Raw genomic sequence first — 22,780 nt, 5'->3', positions numbered from 1 at the left:
AATTTCGACATGCCCGTTTATACGGTTCACGCTCCCCTCGCCGCCGGAGCCGATCTGCGCTCGACCGATCGCTTCGTCTTCATCCGCGACGGCTTCCATTTCTGGGCCGCCGTGCTCGGCGCCGTCTGGCTGGCCTGGCATCGCCTCTGGCTTGCGATGCTGGTCTGGGCCCTGCTGATGATCGCGCTCGACGTCGTCCTGGTACGCGTCGGCGTCAGCGGCGCCGCGATTGCCGGAATCGATCTGTTGCTTGCGATCCTGCTCGGGCTCGAAGCCTCGAGCCTGAAGCGCTGGAGCTATTCGCGCGGCAATTGGCGCCAGCTCGACGTCGTCGTGGCCGACGATCTCGATGCCGCCGAGCGCCGCTTCTTCGAGCGCTGGGCCGCCCGGCGCAGCGATCTCGGCTACAGCAACTACACCGTCGATCGCGGCGCACCGCCGCCCTCGCGTGACAATGGCAATGGGCAGCACCCGCCGCCGCTGCCGCATGCCAGCATCATTGGCTTGTTCCCAGAACCCGGAGGTGGACGATGAGTGTCGCGATCATCGATTACGGCTCCGGCAATCTGCATTCCGCCGCCAAGGCGTTCGAGCGCGCCGCGCGCGGCATGGAGGATCCGCAGAAGGTCGTGGTGACGCGCGATCCGGACACGGTGTATCGCGCCGACCGCATCGTTCTGCCCGGCGTCGGCGCCTTCGCCGACTGCCGCCGCGGACTCGACTCCGTCGACGGCATGCTGGAGGCGATGACCGAGGCCGTGCGCCACAAGGCGCGGCCGTTCTTCGGCATCTGCGTCGGCATGCAGCTGATGGCGACGCGCGGCAAGGAGCACGTCACCACCGACGGCTTCGACTGGGTCTCCGGCGACGTCGAGAAGATCACGCCTCGCGACGAGAGCCTGAAGATCCCGCATATGGGATGGAACACGCTCGATGTGCTGCAAGAGCATCCGGTGCTGGAGCGGCTGCCGCTCGGGCCGAAGGGCCTGCACGCCTACTTCGTGCACTCCTATCACTTGAATGCCGTCAACGAGAACGACGTGCTGGCGCGCGCGGACTACGGCGGTCCGGTCACCGCGATCGTCGGCAAGGACACCGCGATCGGCACGCAATTCCATCCCGAGAAGAGCCAGCGTTTCGGTCTCGCCCTCATTTCCAACTTCCTGAAGTGGAAGCCGTGAGCGCAGCGCGCCTGTCCGTCCAGGAGGCGGGCAGGGCGCTTGCCTGAAAGACAGCTCAGATGATTTTGTTTCCTGCCATCGATCTGAAGAACGGCCAGTGCGTGCGCCTGGAGCAGGGCGACATGGCGCGCGCCACCGTGTTCAACCTCGACCCCGCCGCGCAGGCCAAGAGCTTCGCCGACCAGGGCTTCGACTATCTCCACGTCGTCGATCTCGACGGCGCCTTCGCCGGCAAGCCGATGAATGCGCATGCGGTCGAGGCGATGTTGAAAGTTGTCAAGATGCCGGTGCAGCTCGGCGGCGGCATCCGCGATCTCGCGACGGTCGAGGCCTGGCTGACCAAGGGCATCACCCGTGTCATCATCGGCACCGCGGCGGTGCGCGATCCCGAGCTGGTGAAGACCGCAGCCAAGGTCTTCCCCGGCCGCGTCGCCGTCGGACTCGATGCCCGCGACGGCAAGGTCGCCGTCGAGGGCTGGGCCGAGACCTCCGAGGTCACGGCGCTCGACATCGCCAGGCGTTTCGAGGACGCCGGCGTCGCCGCGATCATCTTCACCGACATCGCGCGCGACGGCCTGCTCAAGGGCCTCAATCTCGAGGCCACGATCGCGCTCGGTGATGCCATCTCGATCCCCGTGATTGCCTCCGGCGGCCTGGCCTCGATCGAGGACGTCAAGGCGATGCTGGCACCACGGGCGAAAAAGCTCGAAGGCGCCATCGCTGGCCGCGCGCTCTATGACGGCCGCCTCGATCCCGCGGAAGCACTGGCGCTGATCCGCGCGGCGCGTGCGTAGGAGAAAACAGGATGTTCAAGGTCCGCGTCATTCCCTGCCTCGACGTCAAGGACGGACGGGTGGTCAAGGGCGTCAACTTCGTCAATCTGCGCGACGCCGGCGATCCGGTGGAGGCGGCGATCGCCTATGACGCCGCCGGCGCCGACGAGCTCTGCTTCCTCGACATCACCGCCACCCATGAGAACCGCGGCATCATGCTGGACGTCGTCCGGCGCACGGCGGAGGCCTGCTTCATGCCGGTCACGGTCGGCGGCGGCGTGCGCACCATCGACGACATCAAGACCCTGCTGCGTTCCGGCGCCGACAAGGTCTCGATCAATTCGGCCGCGGTGAGCAGGCGCGAATTCGTCAAGGAGGCGGCCGAGAAGTTCGGCGAGCAGTGCATCGTGGTCGCGATCGACGCCAAGTCCGTGTCGCGGCCTGGCGGCGGAAGCCGCTGGGAGATCTTCACCCATGGCGGCCGCAAATCGACCGGCATCGATGCGCTGGAATATGCCCAGGAGGTGGTATCGCTGGGGGCAGGGGAGATCCTGCTGACCTCGATGGACCGCGACGGCACCCGCCAGGGCTTCGACCTGCCGCTGACCCGGGCGGTCGCCGACAGCGTCCCGGTGCCGGTGATCGCCTCCGGCGGTGTCGGCAACCTCGATCATCTGGTGGACGGCATCCGCGAGGGCCGCGCGACCGCGGTGCTGGCCGCGTCGATCTTCCATTTCGGGGAATTTACCATCCGGCAGGCCAAGGAGCACATGGTGCGCCAGGGCCTGCCGATGCGGCTCGATCCCTGACGACATTGCGTCGCAAAAATGTTAGATGAACGCTGGTCCGGCCGCCGTGGTCGGGCAGGCGTTCCGAGTACCGGCTGATGTCCCGCTTCACGCTTCACGATCTCGCTGCCATCATCGACGCGCGCGCCGCGGCGGGCGGCGAGGCGTCCTATACGCGCAAGCTGCTCGACAAGGGGCCGCCGCAATGCGCCAAGAAGATGGGCGAGGAGGCGGTCGAGACCGTCATCGCCGCTGTTGGCACCGACCGCGAGCATCTGATCTCCGAAAGCGCCGATCTGCTGTTTCATCTGTTGGTGTTGTTGAAGTCGCGCGACGTCCGGCTCGAGGAGGTCGAGGCGGCGCTCGGCAAGCGCACCGGTCAATCGGGGCTGGAAGAAAAGGCGTCGCGCAAGACGGAGTAGGGCGCGGCGGCGGGGAAACGAAGGGCAGCGTCATGGATATGCGCACCACCGAACAACAATATAATCCGTACCGCGTCTTCACCCGCGAACAATGGGCCGAGCTGCGCAACGACACGCCGATGACCTTGGAGCCCGGCGAGTTCTCCAAGCTGCGGTCGATGCACGATCGTCTCGACCTTCAGGAGGTCGAGGACATCTACCTCCCGCTGTCGCGACTGCTGTCGATGTATGTCGACGCGGCGCAGCGGCTGTACTACGCGCAGCGTCAGTTCCTCGGCATCCGCGACCGCAAGATGCCCTACATCATCGGCGTCGCGGGCTCGGTGGCGGTCGGCAAGTCGACCACCGCGCGCGTGCTGCAGGCGTTGCTGACCCGCTGGTCGCCGCGGCCCAAGGTCGATCTCATCACCACCGACGGCTTCCTGTATCCGAACGCGGTGCTGGAGCGGCAGGGCCTGATGCAGAAGAAGGGCTTTCCGGAAAGCTATGACCTGCCGCGGCTGCTCGGCTTTCTGTCCGACATCAAGGCCGGCCGCCATCCGGTGCGCGCGCCGGTGTATTCCCATCTGAGCTACGACATCGTCCCCAATCAGTGGACCGAGATCGACCAGCCGGACATCCTCATCGTCGAAGGCGTCAACGTGCTGCAGACCGGTCCGCTGCCGCGCGACGGCAAGGCCGTGCCGGTCGTCTCCGACTTCTTCGACTTCTCGGTTTATATCGATGCCGACGAGGCGATCCTGCGCAAATGGTACGTCAAGCGCTTCCTCTCGCTGCGCGACACGGCGTTCCATGATCCCAGGTCCTACTTCAACCGCTACGCGCTGCTGTCGGACGAGGAGGCCATCGCCACCGCGATCGCGATCTGGGAGCGCACCAACCTGGCCAATCTCGAGGACAACATCCTCCCGACCCGGCCGCGCGCGACCCTGATCCTGAAGAAGGGCGCGGATCACGAGATCGAGACGGTGGCGCTGAGGCGGCTGTAAACGGGGCCGGCGGGCGCGGCGCCGGGCTGATCCGCCCCAACTAATTCCTTACGCTGGCACCTGTCGCGCCGCCGCCAGATTCGCCAGCGCCTCGTCGAGCTTGTCGCGATCGATCGGCTTGACCAGGAACCCATCCATGCCCGCCTCGAAGCAGGCGTAGCGGTCCTCGACCAGCGCGTTGGCCGTCAGCGCCAGGATCGGGGTGCGCCCGCCGGGCTCGCTGGCCTCGATGGCGCGGATGCGCCTGGCGGCAGCAATGCCGTCGAGCTTCGGCATTTGCACGTCCATCAGGATCAGATCGTACGGTGCGCCGGCCGAGCGCGCCGCGAGCCAGGAGTCCAGCGCGGCTTCGCCATGCACGGCGATGTCGGCGTGATAGCCGAGCTTGGTCAGCAGCGAGCGCATCAGCAGCGCGTTGATGTCGTTGTCCTCGGCGACCAGGATCGACAGGCCCGCGCCGGCCTGAGCCGCGATCGGCGGCGCGATCGTCGGGACCGGATCGTCGGCGAGCACCGTGCCGTCGGTGTCGAAGCTCACGCGTGCGGCGAGCGAGGCGGCGCGCAGCGGCTTGACGAGATAGCCGTGGAACGGCGCCGCCGGTGCCAGCTCGTGGCGGCTCGCCGGCGTCACCAACACGATCAGCCGCGTCGTATGGTGGTGCGCGACCCGTCCCAGACGCAGCGATTCATCGCTGCCGATGGCGTCGTCGACCAGCACGGCATGCCAGGCGCGTTCGGGCAGCAGGGCTTCCGCCACCTCGGCCTCCGCGACCAGGCAGGTCTGCGCGCCCCAGTTCTGCAGGCGCCGTTCGATCAGCTCGGCCTGCAGCCCGGCCGGCGCGACCAGCATGATCGACTGTCCGGCGAGATCGGGGCCGCGGAAGCTGTTCTGCTCGCCGCGCTCCAGCGCCGGCGGCAGCGGCACCGACACCTCGAAGGTCGAGCCGGCGCCGAGCTGACTTTGCAGCGAAATGCGCCCGCCCATGCGCTTGACGATCCGGTCGGAGATCGCGAGCCCGAGCCCGGTGCCGCCGAAGCTGCGCGCCACGCTGTCGTCGGCCTGCTCGAATTCGCGGAAGATGCGGTCCTGCGCGTCGGCTGCGATGCCAATGCCGGTGTCGCGCACCTGGAAGCTGATCTCGTTCGGCCAGATGCCGGGCTCGGCGATCAGGGCAACGCCGCCCGTCGCGGTGAACTTGATGGCGTTGCCGGCGAGGTTGAGCAGCACCTGGCGCAGCCGCGCCGCGTCGCCCGTCACCCAGGTCGGCAGCCGCTCGTCGAGATAGGCCGCGATCTCCAACTGCTTGGCCTGCGCCCGCGGCGCCAGCAATTCGGTGATCTCCTCGATCAGCGCCGCCAGCGAGAACGGCTGCGCCTCGAGCGCCAGCTTGCCGGCCTCGATCTTGGAATAGTCGAGCAGCTCGTCGATCAGCGACATCAGCGCTTCACCCGAGGTGCGGACCGCCTTGGCGTAGGTCGTCTGCTCCGGCGTCAGCTGCGTGTCGAGCAACAGGCCGCTCATGCCGAGGATGCCGTTCAACGGCGTGCGGATCTCGTGGCTGGCCATCGCCAGGAAGCGTGACTTGGCGCGGTTCGCGGCGTTGGCCTGGTCGCGCGCCTCCGCCAGCGCGCGCTCGGTTTCGGTGCGGTCGGTGACGTCGCGGCCGACACATTGCAGCAGGGCGGGCTGGCCGGCGTCGGACCGCACCAGCGCCTCGCGCCACGCGATCCAGCGCGGTCCGATCGCGCTCTCGATGCGCTGGTCGTGGACGCGCGTGCCGTTCGGCTCCAGCGCGCTGTCGCCCTGCTCGATCAGCTCGAAGGTGAACGCGCTGCCGAGCAGGTTGTCGCGGTCGAGGCCCGCCATCCGGCAATAGGCGTCGTTGACGAAGACGATGGTGCCGTCGCGCGCGCGCATGACGATGAGATCGCCCTGCTGCTCGAACAGATTGCGGGCGCGCTGCTCGGCTTCCTGCAGCTCCCAGTTCCGGTCGGCCAGCACCTCGTTGTGAAGTGCGATCTTGTGCAGCTTCCTGGCGACGAAGCGCAGCCGCATGCTGAGCGTGGCCAGGCCGACGCAGGCGAGCGCGAACAGGAAGCTGGCGCCGATCGCGAAGGCGTGCGGATTGTAGCCGGAGTTCGGGGAGACGCTGGCCTTGATGAAGCCGTAGGCGCCGCCGAAGCCGGCGGAGAAGATCATCAGCGAGCGCAGGATCGCGAAGATGGTGTGGTGACGGCGCATGAACCGGCGCAGGCGCAGCCTGACGTGAAAAATCGGTCCCATCTCGTTCACCCCCAGCTTCCGATCCCGATGTCCTCGCCGACCCCGCACCATGCGGCGTCGGTATTGCTGAGACTTTGAAAGGTCATGCCCACGCCAGCCGGCGGTGCAGAGATGGTGAACCGGGCGTTAGCCCGAGTCACAGAACCGGATTGGCCGGCGATGAGGAATGATTGCGGGCCGCGACGATCAGTGCGGCAGCGTCCCCGGCCGTCATGTGGCTGGAGCGGACGTAGATGCGATAGTCGGCGCGGCCATCGGCATCATCGCGGGCGAGATAGATCCGCTGCGAACCCGCAAGGCGATCAGCCGCGATCGCGACGACCTGGGTGGCGGCCGTGATGCCGCAACCCTGATCCTCTTTCACGGGCGCATCGTCGACCACGACGACATCGGCCGTCTCAGGACTTTCGGCCAGGGCCACGCGGACCGTGGCGAGCGCGGGATCGTTGGTGAAGTCGACATGCAGATCGGCGTGGAACGGCGCCGAGCCGAGCGAGGCGCTGTCGGCGCCGATGGCAATGCAGGGCTGCGGGGAGGGTGCCAATTCGACCTTGGCAATGACCACGGCCGCGATCAGCGGCACGGCCGAAACGATGACATTGAAACGCAACATGATACGCACCGACGCGGCAGGCCTGAGGACGAAACGCGGGCCTTATGGTTGTCGGAGCGTAAAGAGAAGTCGTTACCAGAGTGTTGAAGGGGCGGGCAGTCACGCCGCGTGACGATTGTCCTCCGCCAGCGCGCGATACGACAGCGCCTCGGCCAGATGCAGCCGGCCGATCGCATCGGCATGATCGAGATCGGCCAGCGTCCGGGCGACGCGCAGCACGCGGTGATAGCCGCGCGCCGACAGCCGCATCGTCTCGGCGGCCTCGCGCAGCAGCCTCTGGCCGGGGGCGTCGAGCTTGGCGATCTCGTCGAGCACGGCGGCGGGCGCTTCGGCATTGGTCCTGACCTGCGGCAGGCCCGCTTTGGCATAGCGTTCGCGCTGCAGGTCGCGCGCGGCGGCGACGCGGGCAGCGACCTCGGCCGAGCCTTCCTTGGACGGCGGCAGGATCAGGTCGGCGGCGGTGACGGCGGGGACCTCGATGCGCAGATCGATGCGGTCCATCAGCGGGCCGGAGATGCGCGTCTGGTAGTCGGCCGTGCAGCGGTCGATGCGGCCGCGCTTGCAGGCATAGCCGGGCTCGAAGGCGTTGCCGCAGCGGCATGGATTCATCGCCGCGACCAGCATGAAGCGGGCAGGGTAGGTGACGCGGTGGTTGGCGCGCGAGATCGAGACCTCGCCGTTCTCCAGCGGCTGCCGCAGCGAATCCAGCACGCGCGGATCGAACTCCGGCAACTCGTCGAGAAACAGCACGCCCTGATGCGCCAGCGAGATCTCGCCGGGGCGGGCGCGCAGGCCGCCGCCGGTCAGCGCCGCCATGCTGGCGGAATGATGCGGGCTGCGGAACGGCCGCCGGTTGGTCAGCGCGCCACCTTCGATCTCGCCGGCGACCGAGGCGATCATCGACACTTCCAAGAGCTCGGCCGGCGACAGCGGCGGCAGGATCGACGGCAGCCGCGCCGCCAGCATCGACTTGCCGGCGCCGGGCGAGCCGATCATCAGCAGGTGATGCCCGCCGGCGGCGGCGATCTCGAGCGCGCGCTTGCCGCTCTCCTGGCCCTTGATGTCGCGCAGGTCGAGCAGGCTCGCGGGCGCCTCCTGGATTTTCGGCTGCGGCCGCGACAGCACCTGCGTGCCCTTGAAGTGGTTGGCGATCTGGATCAGCGAGCTCGCCGCGATGATCTGCAAATCGGGGCTCGCCCACGCCGCCTCGGCACCGCAGGCGGCCGGACAGATCAGGCCTTCCTCGCGGCCATTGGCGCCGATCGCGGCCGGCAGCACGCCGGCGACCGGCGCGATCGAGCCGTCGAGGCCGAGCTCGCCGAGCACGGTGAATCCGCTGAGCGCATCGGGCGGGATGGCGCCGATCGCGGCCATCAGGCCGAGCGCGATCGGCAGGTCGTAATGGCTGCCTTCCTTGGGCACGTCGGCCGGCGCCAGGTTCACGGTGATCCGCCGCGCCGGCAGCGCCAGCCCGGAGGCGATCAGCGCCGAGCGCACCCGCTCGCGCGCCTCCGACACCGCCTTGTCCGGCAGTCCGACGATCGCGAACGCCGGCAGTCCGGGCGCGACCTGGACCTGCACGTCGACCGCGCGGGCCTCGATCCCCTCGAAGGCAACGGTGGAAACGCGCTGGACCATGATGCCCCTCCCGGGCTGGGAGGCTAGCGGAAGCGGAGCAGGTTAGCAAGAACAATACGGGAACACTTATCGGCGCCGACGTCCATGTCATTTCATTTGCGCGGCGATGTAGCGAGAGCATCTCCCAGAAGAGGATCGTGGATCACACGCGGAGTAGAAGAGCGACGATCTGCAATTATGCTGACCCACTTCATCAGCAGTCTATGAGAGACGAAGTGAGTAGACGGAGAACGCAAGTTACCACTCGAGCTCTATCGAGCGAATAACCATTTATAGCTATACTCAAGCTTTCTTCTCATCGTTGAGGTATTCGTTAGTACACAGAGCACCCGATGTAATTTTGTTACGAAGCTGCTCAAAATTAATCTCACCAACTTGGTTCCTGATCGCCGTTTCGATCTCGTAATATTCGGGAGATGCTTGATAGATTGGCGGACGGAGCAGGGTGTCGATTACTTTATTATCGAGGTAACCTTCTTCGCAATATCTCCAGACTATGCCGTATACAGACACCGGAGTAGTCTTTGAACCAAAGTTCCTCTGTCCCGCCTCAAGCTGGATCCATTTTTGAATGAAATCGGCACCACGCACACCTCTCATCCACGCTGTTTCGGCGACGGATCGGGCTAACAGATAGCCGCTCTCGTTTTGATCACCGCACTTAGTTAGTGAGACTTCCGCCTTCATCCACGTCGCTATCAACGACGAGTCCGGAATCCCGGGATAGGATAGGTGCTTATGGGCCAGCCAACGTCCCGTATATGGCTCAGTGGAAGATCCGGCATTCCCGAGATCAAACTCGGCCTTCAGCCAGCAAGCTAATAAGTTAGCATCCGGTGGATCAGATTGCGAGAGGTGCTTACTGCCGAGCCACCGCCCCGAATGTATCTTACTGGGTGACCCGGCATTGCCGAGATTGAATTCGGCCGTAAGCCAGCAAGCCAGCAGGTTGGGATCGGGGAAATTGGCCTTTAGTAAGTGCTCATAGCCAATCCAACGCCCAGAATACTTCGTTTCTACGGCACCAGGATTTGCATTATCAAACTCAAACGTCATCCACAGCGTGAGAAGATTCGGATCATCTCCTCCCATTGCCACGTATCGCATCCCGGTGTGGCGAATGTCCTCAACATCATCGATTTTATTATTTAGTTGGTTCTTGAACACGTGGAAAATATAGCGAATAGCTTGAGCCTTGTCGGCTTCAGATGTCCCCCATCGTTTGGCGCAATAAAATGCAGTGTCAATGACCGGAGCCCTCGGTATCCAAGAATGTTCGCATGTATAGCTCAAGAGAAAAGAAAGGAGGGTTATAGAGTAGTTGGGAACTCGCCGAGCATAACTATAGGCCTTTTCCATTGCAACCATGGTAGCCGCAAGGCAAAGCTGCCGTAAATCAGACTCAAAAGTCTCGACGTCACCTATATCGACGCCCGGATTGATCTCATAGAAGCGCCTAAGGACCTCTGTCACGATATCAGGATGTCGCAATGACAAGGTCGCTCTTTTGGTGGAGGAAGACGATGATGACCGCCTCATTATCTCGCTTTGGGTTCGCTCTAAAATCGATCTAGTTGATTCGGCCTCATTGCCATCGCAATGGATGTCAGCGAACTTTGTAATCAAAGTTCGGTCCACAAGAAGTTGAGGATTATTTGCCAGATAGGCAAACATTGCCCCGAGAGCCACCAAACGCAGAATCCAATCATCACCGCTAGCGGAGAACTGCCGGATCATCGATTGTATCGTGGTCGAGAACGACTCGCCGCGCGTGGCGTAGATCATGATGGCGAGAAGATGCGTGCTTCCCTCCGAAATGCTGGTGCGTATTCGGTCGATAAGGATCGCTTCAGAGCAATCCGGTGCGGCGCCGTGGCGGACTATAGTTTTGGCGAGAGACTCTGCCAACTCGGCCTTACAACGACCGACAAAGTGCTCTCGCGGATTGAGGTGCGAAATCGGCTTGAGCTTGTCAATGATCTGATGGTGCCGGGCGATCAGAACCAGAGATACGTGAGGATTGGCTCGTAGAAACTTACTTACAGAAGTAAATGAATTTAGAAACTCAGCATTGTCGACAAAGACTGCTGTATTGCTTCCGGTGAGTTTGTAACCACTCAGATCTTGTGATGTGTCATCTGGCGCAGTTGCATAGAAAACTCGCCAGCCAGCGGACTTGAGTCGGAGGGCAACTCGCTTGCAGATCGTTGTCTTGCCGTCCCCAGCTGCCCCAGTGACAATACAGAGACGATTTTCGACAATAGATCGGGCAATCGCCTCTTCATGTTCGATTCTCGGTACCGCGACGTCACTCAGTATCGACCAGTCTCGCGGTTCAGCGCCGCGTAAGAAAAGAGCACCCTCAGTGCGAATGACAAGGCCAAGTTTCTTGCCTTCTGCCCGAGTCCGCTCTCTTTCGCGCGTGAGATTATATTTAAGTAGGGGCTCGTAGGTTAATTCGTGACCTAGTGCTTGCTCCCCAAGTAGCTGATAGGGATAACGTGAACCATTCTGGAGATAGTCAAAAATCTGATCGCGAAGTTTGAAGAAGGGCTCCTCTGCCTCCGCTTTGATCTTTTCAGCAGCCGAAGGCTTTACGCTCGTTCTGTCGATCTTGGGGACCGTGATCTTTTTTCCTTGTCTTAGAAAGATATCGGTCGCGAACACATGAGCACACGCCTGTCTTAAATCGTCGCCGATGGACTGAGTGTCACTGTAATTGCTGTCCCCTGGTAACTTGATTCGGGCGAGGAATGGATTGTGCTTGAGAGATACCCTGGGTCCCAGTGGAATGCCCGCTTCTTTCTTCGTGAGAAGTGTGAGCGTGGCCGGCTTTTCATAATCTGGGTCTGATTGCTCTTCAATTCCGACTGTAACAACTCTTCGTCGAAATTCGGAGTCGTTTGACAGATCGGGAAAGTAGGTCTTCCGCAGATAATCCAGACGGTATTTTTCTGCCAGGGTCGGGATCATTTGAAGCCTGCAAAAAATTGCAAGAAAATAGACCAGAACAAGTGATCTCCTGCAAACAAATCCAAATCCGCTCTAGCAAGGAAGCAAAGTAAGAAGGCTCAAACAACTGCCGGGCCAACAACCCCGGAGTCAAACAATGGATAAGAGCCTCATCTCGGTTGCAGCTTTGCTCCTTATGACGTCGTACTCAATCGTTTCGCTGTGTCATTTGAGCCGTCGCGAATGGATCAAATCAATCCCCTACGTAATGCTTGCGCTTGGGTACGCATTCTCGGTGCTCGCGCTTTTCATGGTGGTACCGCGCTGTTAGCGCGTCGAATAAACCCGCGCGCTCAGCTGTCCTCGAGGACGGAGCCAGATCTCTGGTTCCGCCTCGTTTTGCTTAGGCCAAATCCAACGGCTCACATCGAGGCTCTCGGCCCGCACTCTGCCAAGATCAATGTAGCACATGCTCAACAGATTGCCCACCCGCCGCGGCGATCTCGAGCGCGCGCTTGCCGCTCTCCTGGCCCTTGATGTCGCGCAGGTCGAGCAGGCTTGCAGGCGCCTCCTGGATCTTCGGCTGCGGCCGCGACAGCACCTGCGTGCCCTTGAAATGGTTGGCGATCTGGATCAGCGATGTCGCCGCGATGATCTGCAGATCGGGGCTCGCCCACGCCGCCTCGGCACCGCAGGCGGCCGGGCAAATCAGGCCTTCCTCGCGGCCATTGGCGCCGATCGCGGCCGGCAGCACGCCGGCGACGGGCGCGATCGAGCCGTCGAGGCCGAGCTCGCCGAGCACGGTGAATCCGCTGAGCGCATCGGGCGGGATGGCGCCGATCGCGGCCATCAGGCCGAGCGCGATCGGCAGGTCGTAATGGCTGCCTTCCTTGGGCACGTCGGCCGGTGCCAGGTTCACGGTGATCCGCCGCGCCGGCAGCGCCCGCCCGGAGGCGATCAGCGCCGAGCGCACCCGCTCGCGCGCCTCCGACACCGCCTTGTCCGGCAGTCCGACGATCGCGAACGCCGGCAGTCCGGGCGCGACCTGGACCTGCACGTCGACCGCGCGGGCCTCGATCCCCTCGAAGGCAACGGTGGAAACGCGCTGGACCATGATGCCCCTCCCGCGAGAAGGCTAGCGGAAGCGGGTCCAGTTCGCAAGAACAATACAGGAACAAGCCGGTGCGCCAGACGCGCGCAATCCGTTAACGACGGTCGCATCGCGACCCAGGTCGGTCTGCTTGGCTTAACGCCCCTTTAGTCCGGCCTTCGCATTCTTCCGCAATCGACGATCGACCCGCGCCTCCGTCACGGCCGAGAGGCGCCCAACGAGGGACGTGTGATGCCTCCAGCGCCCGCGGCAGCTCCAACCGCCAAGACGCCCGCCGGTGATGCGCGGACGGTGTCCGAGCTCGCCACCGACATGCTGCGCCGGACCACCAGCCTGTTCCTGGCCGGTCCGCGGCCGGCGTCCGCCGAGCAGCTCGATCTCTACGATCAGATGTTCGCTAGGCTGATGCCGCAGGTCGCGACCGAACTGCTGGCCGAGCTGAGCATGGCGCTCGCCGGCGTCGAGCGCGCGCCTTACGCGACGGCGCGGATGCTCGCTGTTCACCCCGAATTGCGCGTCGCCGGGCCGATGCTGGCCAAGGCGGCGGTGTTGACCGAGCGCGACCTCGCCGAGTTCATCCGCACCGGCAGCCCGGCGCATCTCGTCGCGCTCGCCAGCCGCAGGGGCATCGGCGACAACCTCACGACGCAGCTGATCGCGCGCGGCTTTCCGGCGGTCCGCATGGCGCTGGCGCAGAACCTCACAGCAAAGCTGTCCGAGGATGGCTATCGCAGCCTGTTCAAGATCGCCGAGCGCGATGAGGATCTCGCCGAGAAGCTCGCGCTGCGCACCGACCTGCCGGCCAAGCTGTCGCGGGCCTTCGTCGCCGCGGCCAGCGAGGGCGCCCGCGCCCGCTTCATCAAGGCCGCACCGCCGGCGACCCGCGCGACCCTTCAGGCGACGCCGACCCGCTCGCCCGGCGCGGCGATGCGCGCGATCTGGGACTATCAGCAGGTCAAGGCTGAGGTCGCCGCCCTCAGCCGCACCGGCAAGCTCGGCGACTCCGCCGTCAACCGCTTCTGTGCCACCGGCGATTTCCCTGCCGTGATCGCGGCGCTGGCGCTGCTCTGCGTCGTCACCATCGAGACGATCGAAACGCTGCTGGAGGAGGATCGCCTCACGGATCTGCTGCTGGCCTGCAAGGCGGCACGGCTGAGCTGGGCGACGACGTCGATGATCCTGCGCGACCGGCCCGGCTGCGACGCGCTTCCAGCCGATGACCTCGAGGAGGCGCGCAAGCGCTTCGAGAAGCTTGCGCTGTCCGAAGCGCAGTGGAAGGTGCGCGGGCTCGAATCGCGCTGAGCGAGCGCGGGAGGCGGCGTCAGCCCGGCGGGGTCGACGGGTAGGCCGTGAAGTCGATCTTGAACATCGCCGGGTCGAGCTTCTTGGTCGTATCGAGATTGTAGACGGCAATCGTGGTGTCGTAGCCCTGCGGATCGGTCACGGTCCACTGCTTGAGCTGGCCGTCCTTGGCGCCGAGCATCAGCATCAGCCGGCTGGTGCCGATCAGGGCCTGCTTCTCCTCGATCGTGATCGTGACGTAGAGGTCGTCGGCGGCGACCGCGATCACGTTGGTGTCCTTCAACAGGTCGATGCGGTCGGACAAGAGATAGCGCAGCGGCGTCTGCGACAGCGGATAGACGTCCTGGGTGGCGAGCTTGCGGTCGCGCACCACCAGCGAGGAGCCGTCGGCGATGATGTCGATCGGGGTCGGCGGGTCATATTCGAAGCGGACCTTGCCGGGCTTCTGGATGTAGAAATCACCCTTGGTCTTGCTGCCGTCCGGGCCGACCTGAACGAAATTCCCGACCAGCGTCTGCAGCGACGACAGATAGGCGCTGACCTTGGCCGCCTGCGCCTTCTGGTTGGCGTCGAACGAGGTGAAGATGCTGGCCGGCACGTTGCGCCGGGGATCGGGAATGACCGGATTGGGCGGGGCCGTCTGGGTGGTCGAGGGGCTCTGGCCGGCCCGCTGCTGGTCGGAGGCGCTGAGCTGGGAGCCGCTCTTCGGGCCTGATTTCGGAGCCGGCGTGCCTTGCGCGGCGGCGTGACCGGACGCTCCGGCGATGGAGCATGTCGTCACGGCGCAGGCGACCAGCCAGGCGCCGATCCGGCGCCCGCGCCAAGCTGCGTGATACGAAAACGTGCTGTTCAACAAGGAGCTTTTCAAAACGACGTCCTGAGGTTTTACGCGTTCTATCCCGGTTCGGCCGGGCAGCGTGATCGTAATCGCGTGAAGATCGGGCACCGAAGCGGCGTTTCTGCGGCCATCGGGCCGTCAGAACCCGCCTTCCTCCTCGGGCACCAGGATCTCGCGCTTGCCGGCGTGGTTGGCCTGGCCGACGATGCCTTCCTGTTCCATCCGCTCCATCAGCGAAGCGGCCTTGTTATAGCCGATCTGCAGCCGCCGTTGAATGTAGCTGGTGGAGGCCTTGCGGTCGCGCTTGACCACGGCGACCGCCTGCGAGAACAGGTCGTCGCCGCCGCCACCGCCGCCCATGCCGGTGGCGTCGAACACGGCGCCATCCTCCTCGCTCGGCTCCTCGGCGGTGACCGCCTCGAGATATTCCGGCGAGCCCTGGGCCTTGAGATGCTTGACGACCTTCTCGACCTCCTCGTCGGAGCAGAACGGGCCGTGCACGCGGCTGATGCGGCCGCCGCCGGCCATGTAGAGCATGTCGCCCTGGCCGAGCAGCTGCTCGGCGCCCATCTCGCCCAGGATGGTGCGGCTGTCGATCTTCGACGTCACCTGGAAGGAGATGCGGGTCGGGAAGTTGGCCTTGATGGTGCCGGTGATGACGTCGACCGACGGACGCTGCGTCGCCAGGATGACGTGCAGGCCGGCGGCGCGCGCCATCTGGGCGAGGCGCTGCACCGTGCCCTCGATGTCCTTGCCGGCGACCATCATCAGGTCGGCCATCTCGTCGACGATGATGACGATGTAGGGCAGGGGATCGAGGTCGAGCTTCTCTTCCTCGTAGATCGCCTTGCCGCTCTCCTTGTCGAAGCCGGTATGGACGGTGCGGGTCAGCTCCTCGCCCTTGGCGCGCGCTTCGCCGAGACGGGCGTTGTAGCCGTCGATGTTGCGCACGCCGAGCTTGGCCATCTTCTTGTAGCGCTCCTCCATCTCGCGCACGGCCCATTTCAGCGCGACCACGGCCTTCTTCGGGTCGGTCACGACGGGCGTGAGGAGATGCGGGATGCCGTCATAGACGGAAAGCTCGAGCATCTTCGGGTCGACCATGATGAGGCGGCACTGATCGGGCCGGAGCCGATACACCAGGCTCAGGATCATGGTGTTGATCGCGACCGACTTGCCCGAGCCGGTGGTGCCGGCGATCAGCATGTGCGGGGTGCGGGCGAGATCGATGATGATGGATTCGCCGCCGATGTTCTTGCCGAGGCACAGCGGCAGCTTGGCGACGCTCTCGGTCGCCTCCTTGGCGACGAGCAGCTCGCGCAAATAGACCTTCTCGCGATGCACGTTGGGCAGCTCGATGCCGATGGCGTTGCGGCCGGGCACGACGGCGACGCGCGCCGACAGCGCGCTCATCGAGCGGGCGATGTCGTCGGCGAGGCCGATCACGCGCGAGGACTTGATGCCCGGCGCCGGCTCCAGCTCGTACAGCGTGACGACCGGGCCGGGATGCGCCTTGACGATCTCGCCGCGCACCCCGAAATCCTGCAGCACGCCTTCGAGCGCGCGCGAATTGGCCTCCAGCTCGCTCTTCGACAGCGGCTGGCGGTCGGAGGATTTCGGCGCCGCCAGCATCGAGACCGAGGGCAGATCGTATTTGTCGTTGGACTTTTTCGCAGGAGTCTTCGGCGCCGGCTTCTTGCGCGACTTCGGAGCGGGCTCCTCCTCCTCTTCTTCGTCCTCGCCCTCCTCGGCTTCTTCCTCGTCGCCGCCGTCCTCGTCCATCTCGGGCGCGAGCGTCGGCTTGCCCTGGCCGCGGCCGAGGCTCGGCTCCTGCCGGCCTGCGGCGGCGGCGCGCGGCTGCGGTCCTGACGACACCAGCGCGCGGTAGGCCGTGCTCAGGAACCAGACGACTTGGGCCTTGGCGCTCATGATGGCATGGAACACCCAGCCGAGCCGGATCGCCTTGCGGTCGTCGTCATCCTCCGGGTCGGCCAGCGGCGTGTCGTCGTCCTCGTCGGCGAGCAGGCTCGGGTCGGCTTCCTTCGCGCCCATGCCGCCGGCCACCAGCAGGCAGCCGATCATCGCCACCAGAAGAAGGGCGCCGAGCACCAGCCGATAGATCACGCCGGGCGGTCCGAACACCACGGCCGGTGCGCGCACCAGGGCATCGCCGACGACACCGCCGAGACCGGTCGGCAGCGGCCAGGCATGCGAGCGCGGCCAGCAGCTGGCAAAGCCGGCGGCGATGACGGCGCCGAGAATCCAGGCGCCGAAGCGCAGCGCCTCGCGGTCGAACGGCCGGTGCGTCATCATCCGCCAGCCGCGGATCGAAAGCGGCAGGATCGCCATGATCGAGCCGAGACCGAGGATCTGCATCAGCAGATCGGCACTGATCGCGCCGGGATAGCCGACGATGTTGCGGATCGCGCGCGAGGTGGCGTGGCTCAGGCTGGGGTCCTGCACCGACCACGTCATCAGCGCCGCCGCGGCCACGCCGCACAGCGCGATCAGGCAGAGGCCCGCGAGCTCGCGCAGCCGCCGCACCAGCGCGTCGCGCAGCGACGTCGGCAGGTGGTTGACCAGGGGAATGACTCGTTCGATCGCCGGCATCTGCATCAGCCCCGCGATTATCCCAGGACCTCGACCAGCCGGTGCAACGCCTCACCGGTGGATTCGGCATCGGCCACCAGCGCCAGCCTGATGTAGCCGAGGCCCGGATTGAAGCCGTCGGCCTGCGGCCGCGCCAGGTAGCTGCCGGGCACCACGCGCACGCCGGCGTCGCGATACAGCCGCAACGTCACCTCCTCGTCGCCGCCGCGCTCAGTGACGTCGAGCCAGACGCAGAAGCCGCCATCGGGCCGCCTGTAGCCATAGCGGTTGCCGATGATCTGGTCGGCGAGGTCGAACTTGGCGCGGTACAGCCGCCGGTTCTCCTCGACATGGGCCTCGTCGGCATAGGCGGCGACCGCCACGTGCTGCAGCGGCACCGGCACCTGCGGCGCCGCGACGTTGCGCAGCTCGTGAAAGCCCGCGAGGAATCGGCGGTCGCCGGCGGCGAAGCCGATCCGCATGCCCGGTACGTTGGAGCGCTTCGACAGTGACTGGAACGCGACCACATTGGTGTAGTCGGGCCCGGCATGCTCCAGCATGCTGCCGGGCGCCGCCTTCGTGTAGATCTCCGAATAGCATTCGTCGCTGAAGATCAGGAAGCCGTAGGCGTTGGCGAGCCGGACCAGCTTGCGCATGTAGTCCGCTGATGCCACCGAGCCCTGCGGGTTGGCCGGGGTCGCGAGGTAGAACGCGATCGTGCGCGACAGCGTCACCTCGTCGATCGCGTCGAGGTCGGGCAGAAAGCCGTTCTCGCGCGTCGTCGGCAGATAGATGGAGTCGCAGCCGGCGGTGCGCGCGCCGACGCCATACACCGGATAGAACGGGTTCGGCATCAGGATCGCGGGCTTGCCGCGGCGCGGCCCGACATGGCGGAGCGCGGCGTGGGCGGCGAAGAACAGGCCCTCGCGGCTGCCGTTGAGGACCAGGATCTCGTGCTCGGGATCAACAGCGCGCGGCAGCGCGAATCGGCGCGACAGCCAGCCGGCGGCCGCCTTGCGGAACGGCTCGATGCCCTTGGCGGCCGGGTAGCGGCCGAACTCGGCGATGTGCTGGGCCAATACGGGCCCGACGAAGCCCGGCACCGGATGCTGCGGCTCGCCGACGGCGAGCGTGATCATCGGCTTGCCCGGCTTGTAGGGGGCGAGCAGCTCGTTCAGCCGCGCAAACGGCGAGCGTTCGCTCTCCGAATGGCTGGCGCCAGCGGGCGCGGGGGATGAAGCGGTCATTGCCATACGTAAAACGCGCGCCAAACCAGTGGAAGCCGCCGATCGCCCATGAACCGGTGCCTTTAGCGGTCACCATAGGTGGGGCGAGGTTAAGACGCGATTAACCATCGGCGCTGCCGCCCGTTTTGATCGGTTTTCCTGCCCCGATCCAGAGGCAATTTCGCAACAGCGGCGGACATTGTGGTGATTCGGGGAGGCGGAGGGGAACCGTCTCATTTGGCTAGGCCCAAGCCGCCGCCAGCGCGCTGCCCGATACAGCGCCCTCGCCCCTTGTGGGAGAGGGCATCGCTGGCCCATCCGCGAGCGCGGTTGGGTGAGGGGTTCTCTCCGCGGGCTGAACTTGTGAAGAGATACCCCTCACTCAACCGCGCCTGCCGCACGCTCGTACATGCCCTCTCCCACAAGGGGAGAGGGCGCATTCATAAGCACCGCCGCAGATGACAAAAACGGGCGGCCCGGTGCGCCGGAATATCAATGGGAATCTGCGCGCACCGGGCCTTGGCCGAACTACTTGGGGGCTTAGTTCGGGTGATGGTCAATTAGCACCCTGGTTTTTCCCTTGTATTGCCAACTTCCGAAGATTTGTAGAATTTGATTTCGGAAGCCACCGAGTGCGGCGTGGATGGACCAATTGCTTAACGGAGATGTCCGCCTCCGCCGTGGCTTTCCGGTCGCAGCGCGGCCGACGCACTTATTATCGTGTCGCACGCTTTGTCGACCCGCCGGGCCGAGAATCTTGTCTGGCCGGACATAATCAGCCACATCCAGAATCATCAGACATTTCGCGAAACGAGATCGGCGCATCGCGACCATGATTGGCGGGCATCAGCGATTCCCGTGGCGTGCCGGCGAATGCGTGCGCGCCGAGGACTCTGACTTTCGAAAGAGCGTCGATGATGCGTCTGAGACTGCCGGGCGTGTTTGCCCTGATCATGCTGGCCCTGCCAATGACCGCGCCGCCCCGCATCGCCATGGCAGCGCCGGCCGCGGTTGCTACTTTGATTACCGTCGAGGGCAACCGGCGCGTCGAATCCGACACCATCCGCTCCTACTTCAAGCCCGGCCCGTCCGGCACGCTGGATGCCGGCCAGGTCGACGACGGTCTCAAGGCGCTGGTCGAGACCGGCCTGTTCGCCGACGTGAAGATCGACCGGCAGGGCGGCCGGCTGATCGTGCGCGTTGTCGAGAATCCCGTGATCGGCCGCGTCGCCTTCGAGGGCAACAAGAAGGTCAAGGACGAGCAGCTCACGGCGGAAGTGCAGTCGAAGCCGCGCGGCACGCTGTCCCGTCCGATGGTGCAGTCCGACGCGCAGCGCATCGCCGAGATCTATCGCCGCTCCGGCCGCTACGACGTCCGCGTCACGCCCGAGATCATCGAGCAGCCCAACAACCGCGTCGATCTCGTCTTCACCATCGAAGAGGGCGTCAAGACCGGCGTGAAGTCGATCAGCTTCGTCGGCAACAACGCCTATTCCGCCGCGCGCCTGCGCGACGTGATCAAGACCCACGAATCGAACTGGCTCAGCTTTCTCGGCAACAACGACGTCTACGACCCCGATCGCGTCGAGGCCGATCGAGACCTGATTCGCCGGTTCTATCTGAAGAACGGCTATGCCGACGTTCAGGTCGTCGCGGCGCTGAGCGAATACGACCCTGGGCAGAAGGGCTTCCTGGTCACGTTCCAGATCGAGGAAGGCCAGCAATACCGCGTCAGCTCGGTGCAGTTCCAGTCGAGCGTCGCGGCGCTCGACGCCAACACGCTGCGCGGCTATTCGCGCGTCAATGTCGGCGCGCTCTACAACGTCGAGCAGCTCGAGAAGTCGGTCGAGGAGATGCAGATCGAGGCGTCGCGCCGCGGCTTCGCCTTTGCCGTCGTGCGTCCGCGCGGCGACCGCAATCTGGAAGCCCATACGGTGGCGATCGTGTTCCAGGTCGACGAGGGCCCGCGCACCTATATCGAGCGCATCACCATCCGCGGCAACACCCGCACCCGCGACTACGTGATCCGGCGCGAGTTCGATCTGTCCGAGGGCGACGCCTACAACCGCGCGCTGGTCGACCGTGCCGAGCGCCGGCTGAAGAACCTGGATTTCTTCAAAGACGTGAAGATCACCGCAGAGCCGGGCTCGTCGAGCGATCGCGTCATCCTCGTGGTCAATCTGGAGGAAAAGTCGACCGGCGATTTCTCGATCTCGGGCGGCTATTCCACCACCGACGGCGCCCTGGCCGAGGTCTCGATCTCCGAGCGCAATTTCCTCGGCCGCGGCCTGTACGCCAAGGCGGCGGTCACCTACGGACAATATACCCGCGGCGTGTCGCTGTCCTTTGTCGAGCCCTATCTGCTGGACTACCGCGTGGCGCTCGGGCTGGACGTCTCCTATCGTCAGCAGCTCGCCAACAGCTATACGAGCTACGGCACGCGCACGATCGGCTTCAGCCCGCGGCTCGGCTTCCAGCTGCGCGAGGACCTGTCGCTGCAGCTGCGCTACTCGCTGTACCGGCAGGAGATCACGCTGCCGTCCTATCTGGCGAACTGCAACAACAACAACGCCAACGGCCTGCTCGCCTTCAATCCGACCCCGGCCTATATCCAGAGCGTGCTCGGCGGCGTCGATCCGACCAACGCGACCAGCTCCGGCGTCTATGGCTATGGCTGCTACGGCGACGGCGAATCCAGCCTGGCGGTGCGCAAGGAGCTGAATGACGGCGCCGCGCTGACCTCGGCGCTCGGCTACACTCTTACCTACAACACGCTCGACAACACCAAGAACCCGACCGACGGCCTGCTGATCGACTGGCGGCAGGATTTCGCCGGCGTCGGCGGCAATGTCAGCTATCTGAAGTCGGCGGTGGACGCGAAATATTACACCCCGCTGGTCGCCGATATCGTCAGTGTCATCCATCTGCAGGGCGGCATGCTGAACAAGATCGGCGACAAGGACCTGCGCATGCTCGACCACTACCAGATGGGCCCGACGCTGGTGCGCGGCTTCGCGTCCAACGGCATCGGGCCGCGCGACATCACCTATCGCAGCCTCGGCGCCACCGGCGATTCGCTGGGCGGCACCAAATATTGGGGCGCCTCCGCCGAGCTGCAGATGCCGTTCTGGTTCCTGCCCAAGGAAGTCGGCCTCAAGGGCGCCGTCTATGCCGACGCCGGCTCGCTGTGGGGCTATCAGGGCCCGACCTCCTGGGCCGCCACCGGCGAGGTCAACTCGGCCGCCTGCAAATGCGGCATGCTGTATGACGACAGCAAGGTCGTGCGCTCCTCCGTCGGCGTCGGCCTGATCTGGGCCTCCCCGTTCGGCCCGCTCCGCTTCGACTACGCGGTGCCGCTGTCCAAGGGCAAATACGACGTCACCCAGGAATTCCGGTTCGGCGGCGGCACGTCGTTCTGAGGGCGGGCGTGACGAACTCTGGGCAGTTATGACGTCGCTTTCCGTCGGTGACGCCGCCCTTGCCGCAACGACGGTGCGCTCCCCTCCCCCTTGCGGGGAGGGTTCGGGGGTGGGGGTCCACAAATCCCGCTGTTCATGAGAGTCGAGGCTCACAACGGACATCAGCGATGGTCCGTCGCTTCGCTACTCGGACCGCATTTACGCCGCTAACGTCATCGCCCGCGGACCCCCACCCCCAACCCCTCCCCGCAAGGGGGAGGGAAGCCGACCGTCCGGGCGGCACAGTCTTCGGCTACATGATCGCTCATGCGAGATCGCCTGACGTCGCTCGCATCCCTCCCATGCGCAAACTGCCCGTCGTGTTAGTTTGTCGCGATATTCGGCCTTGTGCCGTCGGGCAAATCACCTGCACATTTCCGCGCGTCCCTGCTGCCGCATGAGGGGCGTGTCGCGACCGTCACGAGACGTTGGCAGTGGGATGCGATGGGCGTGTGTGGCTGCAGCGTGGATCCGTCTGCGCGGACGAACGGCGATGCACGCACGGTCAAGTCGCGCGGTCCTGATATCCCGACGCTGATATCAAGCGGGTGGCGATGCCCTGGCGTGTCGCGCTCGTGATGGTGGCCAGCAAGCCGGCGCACCAGGGAGAACGCGAA

15 protein-coding genes and 1 pseudogene are annotated in these 22,780 nt (G+C 65.0%); 8 read left to right on the top strand and 8 right to left on the bottom strand.

Going from position 1 to position 22,780, the window contains the following annotated elements; translation table 11 throughout:
- The first annotated feature begins 9 nt into the window (after positions 1-9).
- The 6 genes from ACQR1H_RS20115 (at position 10) to coaA (ending at position 4,153) form a co-directional block, all read left to right on the top strand.
- Positions 10-534, top strand: coding sequence for a DUF2628 domain-containing protein (locus ACQR1H_RS20115; RefSeq protein ID WP_315800869.1), 525 nt, complete (start codon positions 10-12; stop codon positions 532-534).
- Entirely contained in the window at positions 531-1,181 is a 651-nt protein-coding gene (gene hisH / locus ACQR1H_RS20110) for an imidazole glycerol phosphate synthase subunit HisH (RefSeq protein ID WP_315800868.1), read from the top strand. Before ACQR1H_RS20115 ends, hisH begins: the two co-directional genes overlap by 4 nt.
- A 59-nt stretch (positions 1,182-1,240) precedes the next feature.
- Positions 1,241-1,975, top strand: coding sequence for a 1-(5-phosphoribosyl)-5-[(5-phosphoribosylamino)methylideneamino]imidazole-4-carboxamide isomerase (hisA, locus tag ACQR1H_RS20105; RefSeq protein ID WP_434908082.1), 735 nt, complete (start codon positions 1,241-1,243; stop codon positions 1,973-1,975).
- Between the two features lie 11 nt (positions 1,976-1,986).
- Positions 1,987-2,763 (top strand): imidazole glycerol phosphate synthase subunit HisF, encoded by a 777-nt coding sequence (gene hisF, locus ACQR1H_RS20100; RefSeq protein WP_316183041.1) that lies wholly within the window; start codon positions 1,987-1,989, stop codon positions 2,761-2,763.
- A gap of 77 nt (positions 2,764-2,840) precedes the next feature.
- A complete protein-coding gene (locus ACQR1H_RS20095) occupies positions 2,841-3,164 on the top strand; it encodes a phosphoribosyl-ATP diphosphatase (protein ID WP_316183042.1) in 324 nt (107 codons plus the stop codon).
- Positions 3,165-3,196: 32 nt separating this feature from the next.
- Positions 3,197-4,153, top strand: coding sequence for a type I pantothenate kinase (gene coaA / locus ACQR1H_RS20090; protein ID WP_315800864.1), 957 nt, complete (start codon positions 3,197-3,199; stop codon positions 4,151-4,153).
- Positions 4,154-4,201: 48 nt separating this feature from the next.
- On the opposite strand, the gene ACQR1H_RS20085 is transcribed toward coaA, so the two are convergent.
- The 5 genes and pseudogenes from ACQR1H_RS20085 to ACQR1H_RS20065 all read right to left on the bottom strand — a co-directional run.
- On the bottom strand, positions 4,202-6,436 hold the full coding sequence (locus ACQR1H_RS20085) for an ATP-binding protein (protein ID WP_434908081.1): 2,235 nt from the start codon (positions 6,434-6,436) through the stop codon (positions 4,202-4,204).
- Positions 6,437-6,572: 136 nt separating this feature from the next.
- Entirely contained in the window at positions 6,573-7,049 is a 477-nt protein-coding gene (locus ACQR1H_RS20080; RefSeq protein WP_434908080.1) for a hypothetical protein, read from the bottom strand.
- 99 nt (positions 7,050-7,148) lie between these two features.
- Positions 7,149-8,687 (bottom strand): YifB family Mg chelatase-like AAA ATPase, encoded by a 1,539-nt coding sequence (locus tag ACQR1H_RS20075; protein ID WP_434908079.1) that lies wholly within the window; start codon positions 8,685-8,687, stop codon positions 7,149-7,151.
- Between the two features lie 282 nt (positions 8,688-8,969).
- Positions 8,970-11,660, bottom strand: coding sequence for a hypothetical protein (locus ACQR1H_RS20070; protein ID WP_434908078.1), 2,691 nt, complete (start codon positions 11,658-11,660; stop codon positions 8,970-8,972).
- 463 nt (positions 11,661-12,123) lie between these two features.
- Positions 12,124-12,753, bottom strand: a pseudogene (locus ACQR1H_RS20065) (magnesium chelatase domain-containing protein); the annotation flags it as partial.
- Positions 12,754-12,981: 228 nt separating this feature from the next.
- Between ACQR1H_RS20065 and ACQR1H_RS20060 the strand changes: the two are divergent.
- Entirely contained in the window at positions 12,982-14,052 is a 1,071-nt protein-coding gene (locus ACQR1H_RS20060; protein ID WP_434893677.1) for a DUF2336 domain-containing protein, read from the top strand.
- Between the two features lie 19 nt (positions 14,053-14,071).
- On the opposite strand, the gene ACQR1H_RS20055 is transcribed toward ACQR1H_RS20060, so the two are convergent.
- From ACQR1H_RS20055 to ACQR1H_RS20045, 3 genes are all read right to left on the bottom strand, one after another.
- Positions 14,072-14,860 carry an outer membrane lipoprotein carrier protein LolA gene (locus tag ACQR1H_RS20055; RefSeq protein ID WP_409997877.1) on the bottom strand — a complete coding sequence of 263 codons (789 nt, stop codon included), beginning with the start codon at positions 14,858-14,860 and terminating at the stop codon, positions 14,072-14,074.
- Positions 14,861-15,028: 168 nt separating this feature from the next.
- Positions 15,029-17,506 (bottom strand): DNA translocase FtsK, encoded by a 2,478-nt coding sequence (locus tag ACQR1H_RS20050; RefSeq protein ID WP_315800859.1) that lies wholly within the window; start codon positions 17,504-17,506, stop codon positions 15,029-15,031.
- A gap of 11 nt (positions 17,507-17,517) precedes the next feature.
- On the bottom strand, positions 17,518-18,732 hold the full coding sequence (locus ACQR1H_RS20045) for an aminotransferase class I/II-fold pyridoxal phosphate-dependent enzyme (protein WP_434908077.1): 1,215 nt from the start codon (positions 18,730-18,732) through the stop codon (positions 17,518-17,520).
- Between the two features lie 887 nt (positions 18,733-19,619).
- Between ACQR1H_RS20045 and bamA the strand changes: the two genes are divergently transcribed.
- Positions 19,620-22,124: an outer membrane protein assembly factor BamA gene (gene bamA / locus ACQR1H_RS20040; RefSeq protein WP_316183048.1), complete on the top strand. Its 2,505-nt coding sequence runs from the start codon at positions 19,620-19,622 to the stop codon at positions 22,122-22,124.
- The last annotated feature ends 656 nt before the right edge of the window (positions 22,125-22,780 follow it).

This window comes from Bradyrhizobium sp. HKCCYLRH2015, from assembly GCF_051168215.1.
Classification (GTDB): Bacteria; Pseudomonadota; Alphaproteobacteria; order Rhizobiales; family Xanthobacteraceae; genus Bradyrhizobium.
Note: the sequence above shows the minus strand (reverse complement) of the source record. Positions and strands in the feature narration are given on the sequence as shown.